The 12,725-nt window shown below is 65.4% G+C and carries 11 protein-coding genes and 1 tRNA gene; 5 read left to right on the top strand and 7 right to left on the bottom strand.

The features are described from left to right. Positions 1-54: 54 nt before the first annotated feature. Positions 55-1,689: a PQQ-dependent sugar dehydrogenase gene (locus tag QY325_05410; protein WKZ67359.1), complete on the top strand. Its 1,635-nt coding sequence runs from the start codon at positions 55-57 to the stop codon at positions 1,687-1,689. Positions 1,690-1,697: 8 nt separating this feature from the next. Here the strand turns inward: QY325_05410 and QY325_05405 are convergent, their stop codons facing one another. Next, a complete protein-coding gene (locus QY325_05405; protein WKZ67358.1) occupies positions 1,698-2,630 on the bottom strand; it encodes a site-specific tyrosine recombinase in 933 nt (310 codons plus the stop codon). Between the two features lie 89 nt (positions 2,631-2,719). On the opposite strand from QY325_05405, the gene aroQ reads away from it, so the two are divergent. After that, a complete protein-coding gene (gene aroQ / locus QY325_05400) occupies positions 2,720-3,142 on the top strand; it encodes a type II 3-dehydroquinate dehydratase (GenBank protein WKZ67357.1) in 423 nt (140 codons plus the stop codon). On the opposite strand, the gene QY325_05395 is transcribed toward aroQ, so the two are convergent. Beyond that, positions 3,126-4,166 carry a glycosyltransferase family 2 protein gene (locus tag QY325_05395; GenBank protein WKZ67356.1) on the bottom strand — a complete coding sequence of 347 codons (1,041 nt, stop codon included), beginning with the start codon at positions 4,164-4,166 and terminating at the stop codon, positions 3,126-3,128. The two genes, aroQ and QY325_05395, sit on opposite strands and share 17 nt — an antisense overlap. A gap of 38 nt (positions 4,167-4,204) precedes the next feature. Continuing rightward, on the bottom strand, positions 4,205-5,656 hold the full coding sequence (locus QY325_05390) for a GWxTD domain-containing protein (GenBank protein ID WKZ67355.1): 1,452 nt from the start codon (positions 5,654-5,656) through the stop codon (positions 4,205-4,207). Between the two features lie 129 nt (positions 5,657-5,785). Here QY325_05390 and QY325_05385 point away from each other — a divergent pair. Together QY325_05385 and QY325_05380 are read left to right on the top strand one after the other, a co-directional pair. Beyond that, positions 5,786-5,872: transfer RNA gene (locus QY325_05385), tRNA-Ser, on the top strand. Between the two features lie 132 nt (positions 5,873-6,004). Next, positions 6,005-6,775, top strand: a complete 771-nt coding sequence (locus QY325_05380) for an MBL fold metallo-hydrolase (GenBank protein ID WKZ67354.1) — start codon at positions 6,005-6,007, stop codon at positions 6,773-6,775. On the opposite strand, the gene QY325_05375 is transcribed toward QY325_05380, so the two are convergent. Continuing rightward, the gene (locus QY325_05375; GenBank protein ID WKZ67353.1) at positions 6,776-7,696 is read right to left on the bottom strand and encodes a hypothetical protein; all 921 of its coding nucleotides are present in this window, start codon (positions 7,694-7,696) and stop codon (positions 6,776-6,778) included. A 111-nt stretch (positions 7,697-7,807) separates the two neighbouring features. After that, the gene (locus tag QY325_05370; GenBank protein WKZ67352.1) at positions 7,808-8,980 is read right to left on the bottom strand and encodes a glutamate-cysteine ligase family protein; all 1,173 of its coding nucleotides are present in this window, start codon (positions 8,978-8,980) and stop codon (positions 7,808-7,810) included. Positions 8,981-9,083: 103 nt separating this feature from the next. Between QY325_05370 and QY325_05365 the strand changes: the two genes are divergently transcribed. After that, entirely contained in the window at positions 9,084-11,129 is a 2,046-nt protein-coding gene (locus tag QY325_05365) for a dihydrofolate reductase (GenBank protein ID WKZ67351.1), read from the top strand. A gap of 67 nt (positions 11,130-11,196) precedes the next feature. Here QY325_05365 and QY325_05360 read toward each other — a convergent pair whose 3' ends face one another. Together QY325_05360 and QY325_05355 are read right to left on the bottom strand one after the other, a co-directional pair. Beyond that, positions 11,197-12,186, bottom strand: coding sequence for an SPFH domain-containing protein (locus tag QY325_05360; protein ID WKZ67350.1), 990 nt, complete (start codon positions 12,184-12,186; stop codon positions 11,197-11,199). An 82-nt stretch (positions 12,187-12,268) separates the two neighbouring features. Then, on the bottom strand, positions 12,269-12,721 hold the full coding sequence (locus tag QY325_05355; protein ID WKZ67349.1) for an NfeD family protein: 453 nt from the start codon (positions 12,719-12,721) through the stop codon (positions 12,269-12,271). Positions 12,722-12,725 lie beyond the last annotated feature (4 nt).

Here is a 12,725-nt window from a genome sequence, read left to right as displayed (position 1 = left end):
CTGCGTATCGTGCCCGGGGTATTTTCGCGCCGCTTCCGGAACCGGAGGCGGCGCATGCGTTCAATCGGTCCTTCGTCCATCCTGCTGCTTTCTCTTTTCACCGCGTCGCCGGCTTCCGCACAGGAGCCGGTTGAACTCGAATTAGTGCCCTGGGCCAACCTGGCGCGCGCCATCGACCTCGACTTCGATTCGGAGGGCAGGATCTACGTGGCCCGCCAGATGGGCAACATCGACATCGTCGCGGATAGCGCAACCGTGCTGGCCCCTTCCTTCCTGGATATCAGCAGCCGCGTGGTGTACAGCGGCGAGCGCGGGCTCCTGGGGTTCGCGCTCGACCCGGATTACGCGCAGAACGGGCACTTCTACATCAACTACGTCCATCCGAGCGGCCCGTTCGGCACATCGCGGATCTCGCGCTTCACCCGTGATGTGACGGATCCGAACCGGGCTGATCCTGCCAGCGAGGTGGTGCTGATCGCATTGGAGCAGCCCAATGCCATCCACCAGGCGGGCGGCCTGGCCTTCGGGCCGGATGGCTACCTGTATTGCGCGCTGGGCGACGGCGGCGGTGCGGACGACCCCAATGACTACGGCCAGGATCCCACCACGCTGTTCGGCACTGTGCTGCGGATCAAGCCCGAGGCCGATGGCACCTACTCCATCCCTCCGGACAATCCGTTCGCTGGCTCGCCCAATGGGGAGCGGCCGGAGATCTGGGCCTATGGCCTGCGCAATCCGTTCCGCATCGGCATCGATCCGCTCAACGGCGACCTGTGGATCGCGGATGTGGGCCAGCAGCGGTGGGAGGAGATCGATCGCTGGCCGGGCGGCCTCAATACCGGCCCCAACTTCGGTTGGCGCTGCTACGAGGGCGGTGAGGAGTTCAACCTGAGCACCTGCCTCCCCGAAGCGGAGCACGTATTCCCTGTTGCGGTGAAGGGGCACCCGGTGACGGGCGGCGACTTCTGCGCCATCATCGGCGGGGAGGTGTACCGCGGTGGCCTGTGGCCGCGGTTCCAAGGCCGCTACTTCTACTCGGATTACTGCGTGGGCGGCATCTGGACCCTGACGCCGGATGGCCTGGGCGGCTACACGGACCAGCTGGCAGCGCCGATGGCCTTCACCGGCAACAGTGCATTCGCCGTGAAGCCTACGGGCGAGTTCTTCATGACCAACGCCACGCAAGGGCGCCTCTTCCAACTGCGCGATCGCTGCCCCATGGACCGCCCGGTGATCACCCCGGATGGCAATGAATTGATCGCGCCGGAGGGTGCATCGTATGCCTGGTTCGTGGACGGTGTGGCATTCCCCGATGGCGACACCCAGGTCATCTATGCCTACCTCACCGGCAACTATACCGTTCGCGTGACCTACGCCAACGGGTGCATAAAGGAGTCGGAACCGTATTTCCATTTGAGCACCGGCACCCGCGGGACCGTGGCGGAGGGATTGCGAATCAGTCCGAATCCCACGGGCGGCTTGCTGGAGGTGGGACTCCCCTCCGTGTGGACCCATGCGGATGTGCTGGTCACGGATCTGTGCGGGAAGGCGGTCAAGGCCTCCATGCAGGTGTCGCGTACGGGTGCATTTCAGCTCGATGCGCGCGGCTTGGTCCCTGGCACCTACCTGCTTTCGGTCAGCGATGGCCGTTCTGCGCCACGGCGGGCACGATTCGTGGTGGCGCGCTGAGGCCGCCTTCAGGCGCGCACGGCGCGCGGGTGGAAGCGCATGATGTTGCTGCGCAGGTACTCGCGGTCCAGATGGGTATAGATCTCCGTTGTGGTGATGCTGGCATGTCCGAGCATCTCCTGCACCGCTCTCAGGTCGGCACCACCCTCCACCAGGTGGGTGGCGAAGGAATGCCTGAAGGTGTGCGGGCTGATCTCCTTGTCCACGCCCGCCCGCGCGGCGAGGGACTTCACCAGCTTGAAGACGGTGATGCGTGACAGTGCGCCGCCACGGGCATTCAGGAAAAGGATGTCCTCAGCCGCGCGCTTCACGGGCAGGTGGGCGCGTTCATGGCGCCGGTACAGGTCGATCCAATGCAGGGCTTCGCTGCCGATGGGCACCAGCCGCTCCTTGTCGCCCTTGCCGATCACGCGCACGAATCCCTCCTGGGCTGTGATGCGGGAGATCCGGAGGCCGCAGAGCTCGCTCACGCGAAGGCCGCAGCCATAGAGGGTCTCGATGATCGCGCGGTCGCGATGGGCCAGTGGCCGGCTCAGGTCCACAGCGTCCGAAATGGCGTCCACCTCCGCCAAGGAGAGGAACACCGGGAGCTTCCGTCCGAGCCGCGGGCTCTCGAGCAGCTCTGTAGGGTCTTCGGCAATGGCCTTGTCGAGCAGGAGGCTGCGGTAGAGCATGCGCAGCGCACTGAGCAGGCGGGATTGGCTCGTGGCGGCGATTCCTTTGCGCGCGGACGCCTGCATGAAGGCGCGCAGGTGCTCGGCGCTGAGGCTGACCGGGGTGCGCGGCGGGCTCAGCGCCTCAGCATACCGCCGCAGCTTGGCTGCATCGCTCAGGTAGGCCGCGATCGTCCGGTCGCTCAAGGAGCGCTCCAGCTTCAGGTGCATCCTGAATCCGCGGAGGGCCCGTTCCCAATCCATCGGCACGAAGATGCGGCTCGGCATGGCCTTGGCCAGTCTTCGTCCGTGGGGGATGCCAACGCGGCGCTGTTCATGCCATCTTCGCGCATCGGCCGGGCAGTCGGCCGCCTCCGATGCGCATCCTCATCCTCAATGGTCCCAACCTCAACCTGCTCGGCTCGCGCGAGCCTTCGGTCTATGGCGGCCGCTCCTTCGAGGAGTACCTCGCCGAGCTCCGTTCGGGATTCATGGGCGTCACCATCGACTATCTCCAGACCAACCTGGAAGGGGAGCTGGTGAGCGCCATCCAGCAGGCCGACGGCCGTGCACAGGGCGTGGTGCTGAATGCCGGCGGCTATGCGCACACCTCGGTGGCGGTGCGGGATGCCATCGTGGCCGTGCGCGTGCCCGTGGTAGAGGTCCACATAAGCAACCTGCTGGCGCGTGAGCCGTTCCGCCATGTCTCGCTCACAGGGTCGGTCTGCGCCGGCAGCATCATGGGTTTCGGGCTGGAGGGCTACCGGATGGCGGTGATGCACCTCATTCAGCGCGCCTGATGAAGGCGGTGCGGTCGAGCGCGCTGAACGTCTTCCAGCCCAGGATGAAGCGGTCGTAGGCGATGCTGCGCAGATAGAGCCCGTCCAGTCGCGGCGAACGCTCGGAGGCGGAGAGCGCGATCCGCTGGCGCCGGATTCGTGGCAGTGCGGCGAAGTAGTGCCAATGCGCGCGCACCACCTGCCAGGCATGCGCGGAATGGCCTTCGACGAGGAATTTCAAGGCTGCGAAGCCGTCGAGCGCCAGGCGGCGCACGATGCGCAGGAACAGTGCGCGCGATCGCAGGTGCTTGGTGAGCACGATGAGGCTGTTGCGGAAATTGAGGTAGGTCTTGCGCGGGCTCCCATAGCCGAGGGCCCCGCCGCCCACGTGCCGAACGACGGAGGCGCTGGTGTACCCGATGCGCCAGCCCAGCCGCTTGAGTCGCCAGCACAGATCGATCTCCTCCATGTGGGCGAAAAGGTGCTCATCGAAGCCCCCGACCTCCCGGAAGGCGTCCGCCCGGACCATGAGGCAGGCTCCTGTGGCCCAGAACACGTCGCAGTCGTCGTCGTACTGGCCATGGTCCTCCTCGGTGAGTTCGAAGATCCGGCCGCGGCAGAACGGATAGCCGTTACGGTCGATGAATCCGCCAGCGGCGCCGGCATGCTCGAAGGAGGACGGCTTTCCGTGTGCAAGCACCTTGGGCTGGCAGGCGGCCATATCGGGATTGCGGTCCAGGCAGTCGGTCAAGCCCTGGAGCCATCCGGCCGCCACCTCCACATCGCTGTTCAGCAGTACGAAGCGGTCGGCTTCCAGCTGCCGCAGGGCGGCATTGTAGCCCCCTGCGAATCCCAGGTTGGTGCCCAATTCGATGGTTCGCACCCCGGGTTGCGCCCGAGCGAGCCACTCCAGGCTGTCGTCGCTGCTGCCATTATCGGCTACCACAATCGTGGCGCCCGGGCTGTTGGATACCACGCCCGGCAGGAACCGCTCGAGCCAGCGGCGGCCGTTCCAATTGAGGATGACGATGGCGGTGCTGGGCATGCTGGGCGGCAAAGGTGGCACCGCGCCGCCACAGGCGCCTACCGGGGCATGAGGAAGAACTCGTTCGCGCGCTCCCCGCTCTGCGTGTCCACCTTGGCGGGATCCACGTTCGGCATGGCCACGTTGCGCGAATGCAGGATCTGGTTCCACCGCGGATTCTGCACCTCCCCGGGCACCTCGCTGTGGAGCAGCACCATGCACTGGCTGATGAGGTCGGGCTGGTAGAAGACGAAGCGCCGGTTGGTGAACCGCCCGGCGCGGTAGTAGTGCCAGATGGTATAGGGGTACGAGTCCATCTCGTTCATCCGGTCCATCATCGTGTTGGGCGGGCCGTATTTCAGGTACACCATGCCGCGGTCCGTCTGGTAGCCTTTGAGCACCCGGCAACCGAACTGCTTGTTCACCTTGATGACCTCGTCGCGGTAGGCTCGCCAGGCCGCCTCGGGGTCAGCGGGACCGCGGTTGAGCCAGAAGCTGTAGAAGAACCTCCGCATCAGATCCAGGTCGCGGTCCTTCCATCGGTCATCGATGATCTTCTGCTCCAGGGGGTCGGCGATGGGCCTCATGCTGCGGATGTGCTCCGCCAGTGAGTCCCGGTCCGCCATGGCCCCGGCGAAGGTGTTGGTGAGGTCGAGGCTGGCCATGGCGTCGAGATCGTAGTTGACGCGCACGGGATTGTTCCGCTGGAAGAAGACCTCGCGGCGGGCCTGGAGCGACCCTGCGCGGTCACGCACCTCGATCACCGCCAGGTAGTTGCCGGAGGGCAGCTGGTCGATCGGCATCTCCGCCATGATTGGCACCACCGCGCCGCCCTTGGCGCGAATGCTTCGTTTGAAAGCACCGGCGACCGTTCGCTTCTCGAAGTCCTCCAGTTGGTAGGTCAGCAGGAACAGGCTGTCCTGCCCGAAGGCGGCATCGGTGCCGTACACCTCCGCGTAGAACGCCAGTTGGGCGACCGAGGAGGGCAGGTAGTCGCTGAGCAAGGGCACCGCCCTGTAGCCCGATGGGGTGGGGCGGTCTGCCGTGGCCGGATCGAAGCGCTCCGCAAGCAGTATGTCGGAAACTGAAATGCCTTGCGGCAGTGCCCCGACGGCCAGCGGGGAACGGTATCTGGTGATGGTGGTGTCCGAACTGTTCAGGTCGCGGAGTTCCACCAGCAGCTCGTAGGCGCCGGGAGCCAGCTTGAATACCTCTTGGTGGAGCAGGTCCTGCTGCAGGGAGTCCAACCGCTCCGGACCCAGCACCTCCGTCTTGGCGAAGGCCTTGATGGCTCCGTCCTGCTCGATGATTGTGAGTGCCTCAACCCGGGCCTGCATGAATCCGGCCGTGTTCGGCAAGGTGGTCATGGTTCCGCCGATCATGGCCATGTTCACCTCCACGCGCGGACCCAGGCCAGGGGCATGGAACACCTTGGCTTCCACCACCACCTCCACGGCGGCCATTGAGGATGCGGAAGCGAGGAGGAGGGAAAGGACAGCAAAGTGCCTCATCGTGCCTCAAAGCTAAGGCCGTGAGGCACCTTCCGGCTGCCGGAGCTTTGGCGCAATAAGCCTTTCCTGAAGGCTCCGACCACCGGTACGCAATGCACGCTGGGCGCCACCGCCTACTTTCGCCGGCCCGGAGAGGTGGCAGAGCGGTTGAATGCGGCGGTCTTGAAAACCGCTTTACCCGCAAGGGTAACGGGGGTTCGAATCCCTCCCTCTCCGCCGACCACGGAGCCGCCCGAAGGCGGCTCCGTGGCGCATGGTACCACCGGCAGGCCGTTCCGCCGTGAGGCTCGCGTAGGGTGGATCGAGAAGCATCAGCGCGCCACCGCGCCATCGGCGATCTTTGGCCGCATGGTCACCATCGAATTCCTCGGCACAGGCACTAGTCAGGGCGTTCCCGTGGTGGGCTGCCGCTGCTCCGTATGCCAGAGCGGTGACCAGCGCGATGCCCGGCTGCGCACCTCGGCGCTCATCCGCACTGGAATCAGCGCGCTGCTCATCGATGCGGGTCCGGACCTGCGCCAGCAGCTCCTACGCGCCGGCGTGGACCATCTCGATGCCATCCTGCTCACGCACGAGCACATGGATCATGTGAGCGGGATAGATGATGTGCGCGCCCTCAACTACCGCATGCGCAGCCCCATGCCCATCCATGGCGCACCGGCGACGCTGCGTGCCGTGGAGCGCATCTACGCTTACGCCTTCGCGAAGGACCGCTACCCCGGCGTACCGGAGCTGCACCTGGTGCCCATTGAGCAGCGACGCTTCCAGGCCGGGGGCATCCCGGTGGAATGCATCCACGTGATGCACCAGCGCATGCCAGTGCTCGGCTTCCGCCTTGGAGGGCTGGCCTATATCACTGATGCCAAGACGGTGGAGCCCGAGGAGGTGCGGCGTCTGCAGGGCATTGACCTGCTCGTGCTCAATGCGCTGCGGATCGAGGAGCACCCCTCGCACCTCAATCTGCGTGAGGCGCTGGAACTGGTGGACCGCATCGGTCCGCGGCAGGCGTATTTCACCCACATCAGCCACTTGCTCGGTGCGCATGCGGAGGTCTCACGTCAGTTGCCGGATGGGGTATCGCTCGCCTATGATGGCCTGCGGCTGGAAGTGATCGGGTGATCACGGCCTTGCCAGGCGAAGCACGTGGCGGCCACCGTCGCCTTCCAGGCAGACCAGGTAGTGCCCAGCGGGAAGGAAGGCAAGATCGACGGTGGCCGGCGCACGTACGGGTCTCGATGCCAGCTCACGCCCCAGCGGATCCATCACACGCACGCGCCGGCAGCCGGACGGCGCGTTCACCGCATCGCCTAGCAGGAGTGGGAGGCCGTGGTCGTCAGGTGGCAGTCCGGTGATCATGCTCGCGAACAACAGTTCGATGATTTCCGGTTCGGTGAGCGGGCGGTCATGGATGCGCACATCGTCGATCCATCCCGAGAAGGCCTGTGCTCCGGTGCTCAGGGCGCCTAGGGAGGCCGGTGATTGCGGATGCAGCCCCAAGGTGCCGGGGGCGGCCATCGAGCCCATGAGGGCACCGTTCAGGTACAGGCGCATCTCGGCCCCATCATGCACCGCCACCAGATGGTACCAGAGCGCGCCGAAAAGCGAGGAGGGAGGGGTGGTGAGCTCACGGCTCGCCCCGCCTGCGCGGAGCCTGAATCGCAGGGCCGTACCGTTCACGAAGGCGATGGACCACACATGGTCGCTTATTGCAGGCCCCGTTGCCTTGGCGATGAGTACCCGCTCCATGCCGGTAACGAAATCGGCCTTCGCCCATAGCGATACCGTCAGCCCTCCCGAGCCGCTCGTTATGTCGCACGGACCGAGCACGATGCGGTCGTCGACTCCATCGAACCGCGCGGCGCCTTGATGATGGCCGCTTTCCGGCGCCCAAGCCGTGCCACCGGCCAGCACCCCAGCGGGTCCGCCCCAGCAGGCGGCCAGGGAGCCCGCGCTCTCATCCAAGGGCCAATGCAGTACCGGCGGCTGGGCCGAGGCAGTGCAGCAGGCCAGGAGCACGGTGGCTTGGAGCGATCTTGTCATGGCTGCGCTATGGGCTTCGCAACGCGGCCGCAGCGCAGGGGTTCGTCCATTTCGATGGATACCGTCTCCGCCGTCGACGGCGCCCCGATTCGCCTCGGCGGGTGGCGTGCTCTAGCGGAAAGGTCCGTCCGTGCGGCAGGCCGCCAAGGCTGCAAAGGCCTCCCGCAGGCGCTGGGCGCCGGGGTCGTGGCCCAAGCGCACCGACAGGCGCTCAGCCAGGCAGCCCTGTTCGATGATGAGGCTGATGTGGACGCGCGCGTTCTCGCTCAGCTCGCCATAGAGCTCAACGAACAGGTGCTGCAGCAGGCGGTCCGCGGTGGCCTCCTCCTGCTTCATGAGCCCGAACATCAGCAGATAATCGCGATTGGTGACGATGGCATGGGTGCCGTCGTGGATGGTGGTGAGCAGGATGGCGGCTAGGTCATCCGTGCCCCATGCCCGCTGCAGGTAGGTGCTCACCCACCTGCCGCCCACCAAGGCCTTGAGGATGGCGATGATGAACTCGAGCACGGCCATATCGGCAGCGGAATTCTCCTGCGCATCGATGGCGTGGATGGACAGGATGCCCTGCTCGAAGTGCGCCGTGGCCGCGCGGAGGTTCAGCATTTGCGGATCCGGGGGCTCGGCGCGGCCCGCGGCCGCTGCGGAACGGGCGATGGGCCCTAGGATGGCGCGATCGTGCTCGGCCTGGTCGAAGACCGCCTCCGGAATGAAGGCCCCCACCCGCTCGGGGAAGCGGTCATACAGGTCGAGGCATGCCCTGAGGCGGTTGCTCAGGATGCCGGTGACGCGTCCCTCGCGCATCGGTGTGGCGGCGGCAATGGCCGGAATCAGTGGCAGCACGAGCCGCACCGCCGCGTGAAGACGGCCGAAGTCCTCGGCCCGGTCGAAGTGCAGGTCGAGCCGGAGCGCGCGCTGCAGGCAGCCGGGGATAGGCTCGGACGCGCCCCAGGGCGCCACGGGTGAGCCGCTGGGCAGCAGCAGCGCGCCGTGGCGCTCCACGGCAGGTGTCAGCGCAGACTGCAGCGCCTGCACCTTGCGGACCCAGTTGGCCGGTCGCCGTGCAGGCCGGCTGCTGCGGATGATGATGGATGCCGAATCGCAGCCTTCGGCCAGGGTAAGGTCTTGGCGCTCAGGATGGGTGCGCGAGGTGGCCGGCAGCGGGGTGGCAGCCAGGTCGCCGCCTGCTGCAAGGGGTTCCAGCGTGGCCGGATGCACCGCCGTGCAAGGGGCCGCGAAGCCGAAGGCATCGAGCAGAGGAGGACGTCGCTTGCGCTCGGCCATGGCAGGCCAAAGGTCGCATTCCCCTTCGAACGCTCCATGGCATTGCCTGCAGGCCTTTGATGTCCCGGCTATCTTCGCCAGCCTTGAACCAAACCCCTCGTTCATGAAGCGTTCCCGAACGTTCCTGTTTCTCCTTCCGGCCGTCGCGCTCCTGCATGCCTGCGGACAGCCGGAAAAGCCCTCCCGGATCAACTCCGAGACCGTCTCCCCCTCAGACTCCGGCTTTTACGAGGCCGACGAGTTCGCCGACATCCGGGTGCTGCGCTACCAGATTCCCGGTTGGGACCAGCTCACGCTCCAGCAGAAGCAGCTGTGCTACTACCTGAACATGGCCGGCCTTGCGGGCCGCGACATCATGTGGGACCAGAACTACCGCTATAATCTGCGCATCCGTCGGGCCATCGAAGCGGTGCTGCTCAATTACAATGGCGAGCGCTCGGGTACGGAGTGGGAGGCCTTCGAGACCTATGCGAAGCAGGTGTTCTTCAGCAACGGCATCCACCACCACTACAGCAATGACAAGCATGAGCCGGCCTTCTCCCGCACCTGGTTCGAGCAGGCCTTGGCCGAGAGCGGCGTCAAGCTGGCGCCCGAGGCGATGGAGGCCATCTTCAATCCGGAGGTCGATGCCAAGAAGGTGAGCCTCGATGCCTCCAAGGACCTGGTGCTCGCCAGCGCGGTCAATTTCTATGGCGAGGACGTCAGCCAAGGGGAGGTGGAGCAGTACTATGCGGCGAAGGAGGCCATCGGGACCGACGAGCCCCTGAGCTACGGACTCAACAGCAAACTGGTGCGCAACGCCAGCGGCCAGCTGGAAGAGCGTACCTACAGGGTCGGTGGGCTCTACGGCCCTGCGCTGGAGGAAAGCGTGAAGTGGTTGGAGAAGGCCATGGGCGTAGCGGAGAACGAGGCCCAGCGCAAGGCCCTGGGGCTCCTCATCGAGTACTACCGCACCGGCGACCTGAAGGTGTGGGACGATTTCAATGTGGCCTGGGTGAAGGACGTGGAGAGCACGGTGGACTACATCCTCGGTTTCGTGGAGGTGTACAACGATCCCATGGGCAAGCGCGGCAGCTACGAGGCCATCGTGGAGGTGAACGATCCGGTGGCCACCAAGAACATGGAGGTGATCATGCGGAACGCCCAGTGGTTCGAGGACAACAGCCCGCTGCTGCCCCAGCATAAGAAGAAGGATGTGGTGGGCATCACCTACCGCTTCATCAATACCGTGGGCGAGGCCGGCGATGCCTCACCCAGCACCCCCATCGGGGTGAACCTGCCCAATGCCAACTGGATCCGCGCCAAGCACGGCAGCAAGAGCGTGAGCCTGGGGAACATCAGCGACGCCTATGACAAGAGCAGCGGCAGCAGCACGCTTGAGGTGTTCTGCCACGACGCGAAGGAGATCGAGCTGGCCAAGGCGCACGGCGCGCTGGCCGGCAAGCTGCACACCGCGCTGCACGAGGTGGTGGGTCATGCCAGCGGCCAGCTGGAGCCCGGCGTTGGCGAGACCGATGCCACGCTGAAGAGCTACGCCAGCACCCTGGAGGAGGGCCGCGCCGATCTCGTGGCCCTCTATTTCGTGATGGACCCCAAGCTCGTTGAGCTGGGCGTGATGCCGAGCCTGGAGGTGGGCATGGCCGAGTACGACAGCTATATCCGCAACGGCCTGCTGGTGCAGCTGCGCCGCATCAAGCCGGGCAAGGACATCGAGGAGGCGCACATGCGAAACCGTATGTGGGTGAGCGCATGGGCCTACGAGCGCGGCAAGGCCGACAGCGTGATCGTGAAGGTGGTGCGCGATGGCGACACCTACTACGATATCCGCGACTACGACAAGCTGCGCAATATTTTCGGCGAGCTGCTGCGGGAGGTGCAGCGCATCAAGAGCCAGGGCGACTACAAGGCCTGCCAAGCTCTGGTGGAGACCTACGGCGTGAAGGTGGACCCCGCCATACACGCCGAGGTGCTGCGCCGCGCCGAGCAGATCAGGACCAAGCCCTATGCGGGCTTCATCCAGCCCGAGATGGAGGCCGTCACCGGCGCGGACGGCAGCATCACGGATGTGAAGGTGACCTATCCGAAGGACTTCCTCGGGCAGATGTTGCGCTATGCCGAGCGCCACAGCTTCTTGCCGGACGAGAACTGAGGCTTGGGGTACGAGATGCGAAGGGCGGCCTTTTGGCCGCCCTTCGCGCTTGATGCAGGAGGAGGGGTCACCCTTTCCGGTTCATGTCCAGCATTTCCTTGATGCCGCCCACGCTGCTGAGCACGCCGCTGGCCTCGTAAGGGATGTAGACGACCTTGTTGCCCTGGCCGCTTGTCATCTCCTTCAGCGTTTCCAGGTACTTCATGGCAATGAGGTAGTTGGTGGGGTCGCCCTTGCCGCCGGCCACGGCCTCGGCCACCAGCCGGATGGCCTCGGCTTCGCCCTGCGCGCGGCGGATCCGGGCCTGCGCATCGCCTTCGGCCTCCAGGATCTGGCTCTGCTTCTGTCCCTCGGCCTGTGTGATCTGGCTCTGCTGGATGCCCTCTGCCTGAAGCACGGCGGCGCGCTTGCTGCCCTCGGCATCGATGATCTGCGCGCGCCGGTCGCGCTCGGCGCGCATCTGCTTTTCCATGGCTTCGCGGATGTCGCGCGGGGGGTTGATGTCCTGAAGCTCCACCCGGTTCACCTTCACGCCCCATTTGTTGCTGGCTTCATCCAGGATCGTGCGCAGCTTCATGTTGATGGTGTCACGGCTCGTGAGCGTCTCATCCAGGTCCAGTTCGCCGATCACGTTCCTCAATGTGGTCTGCGTGAGCTTCTCGATGGCCAGCGGGAGGTTCTCGATCTCATACATCGCCTTCACCGGGTCGGTGATCTGGAAGTAGAGCAGCGCATTGATCTCGGTCATCACGTTGTCCTTGGTGATCACGTTCTGGCGCGGGAAATCGTACACCGTTTCGCGCAGGTCGATGCGCTGCCTGCGCTGGAACTGCACGTATTTGTTGCCGTCGGGGAGGTCGCGCGTGAATCGGAAGACGATCTCACGCGGCTTGTCGAATACCGGGATGATGACATTGAAGCCGGCGGTGAGCGTGGTTCTGTACTTGCCGAAGCGCTCGATGACCATGGCCTCGCTCTGCTGGATGATGCGCACGCCCTTGGCGATGATGACGAGCACGAAGACGACGAGGAGTACGGGGATGATGAGGTCGGTCATGATGGGAGGTTGAGGGTTGGTAGGTTGTTGAGGGGTGGGAGACGGAGGGTGCGGGGAACGGCCATGGCAGTCCCCTCATTGACTAGGCATCAGCGGGTTTCACGACCAGGGTGTTGCTGTCCACGCGCACCACCTCCACCAGGTCGCCGGTGCGCAGTGCACGGTCGTTGATGCACTCGGCGCGCCAGTCATCCCCGCCCACCGCCACGCGGCCAAGCCGGAGGCCCGGCTCGAAATCCTGGCTGACCCGCCCGCGCTGCCCGACGAGGGCGTCCACATTGGTGCGCACTTCGGGCCCCTTCCACATCCGCTTCATCAGCAGCGGTCGCAGCGTGAAGAAGGAGAGGAGTGCGGCAGATGCACAGAGGATGAGCTGCCCAATGGGGCCGGCACCGGCGGCAGCGCCTGCGCTAGCGGCAAGGCATCCGATGCTCACGCAGAAGAGCCAGAAGCCCGGTACGAAGATCTCGGCGATGAGCAGCACGATGGCCACGGCGGCCCACCAGTGCCATTGGAAGAAGAGGAATTCGCTCATGGTG

The organism is Flavobacteriales bacterium, from assembly GCA_030584065.1.
GTDB lineage: Bacteria > Bacteroidota > Bacteroidia > Flavobacteriales_F > PHOS-HE28 > PHOS-HE28.
Note: the sequence above shows the minus strand (reverse complement) of the source record. Positions and strands in the feature narration are given on the sequence as shown.

Coding starts and splice junctions, on each gene's coding strand:
- aroQ (WKZ67357.1), top strand. CDS start 2,720: ATGCGCATCCTCATCCTCAATGGTCCCAACCTCAACCTGCTCGGCTCG.
- QY325_05375 (WKZ67353.1), bottom strand. CDS start 7,696: ATGACAAGATCGCTCCAAGCCACCGTGCTCCTGGCCTGCTGCACTGCC.
- QY325_05405 (WKZ67358.1), bottom strand. CDS start 2,630: ATGCCGAGCCGCATCTTCGTGCCGATGGATTGGGAACGGGCCCTCCGC.
- QY325_05365 (WKZ67351.1), top strand. CDS start 9,084: ATGAAGCGTTCCCGAACGTTCCTGTTTCTCCTTCCGGCCGTCGCGCTC.
- QY325_05370 (WKZ67352.1), bottom strand. CDS start 8,980: ATGGCCGAGCGCAAGCGACGTCCTCCTCTGCTCGATGCCTTCGGCTTC.
- QY325_05390 (WKZ67355.1), bottom strand. CDS start 5,656: ATGAGGCACTTTGCTGTCCTTTCCCTCCTCCTCGCTTCCGCATCCTCA.
- QY325_05355 (WKZ67349.1), bottom strand. CDS start 12,721: ATGAGCGAATTCCTCTTCTTCCAATGGCACTGGTGGGCCGCCGTGGCC.
- QY325_05380 (WKZ67354.1), top strand. CDS start 6,005: ATGGTCACCATCGAATTCCTCGGCACAGGCACTAGTCAGGGCGTTCCC.
- QY325_05395 (WKZ67356.1), bottom strand. CDS start 4,166: ATGCCCAGCACCGCCATCGTCATCCTCAATTGGAACGGCCGCCGCTGG.
- QY325_05410 (WKZ67359.1), top strand. CDS start 55: ATGCGTTCAATCGGTCCTTCGTCCATCCTGCTGCTTTCTCTTTTCACC.
- QY325_05360 (WKZ67350.1), bottom strand. CDS start 12,186: ATGACCGACCTCATCATCCCCGTACTCCTCGTCGTCTTCGTGCTCGTC.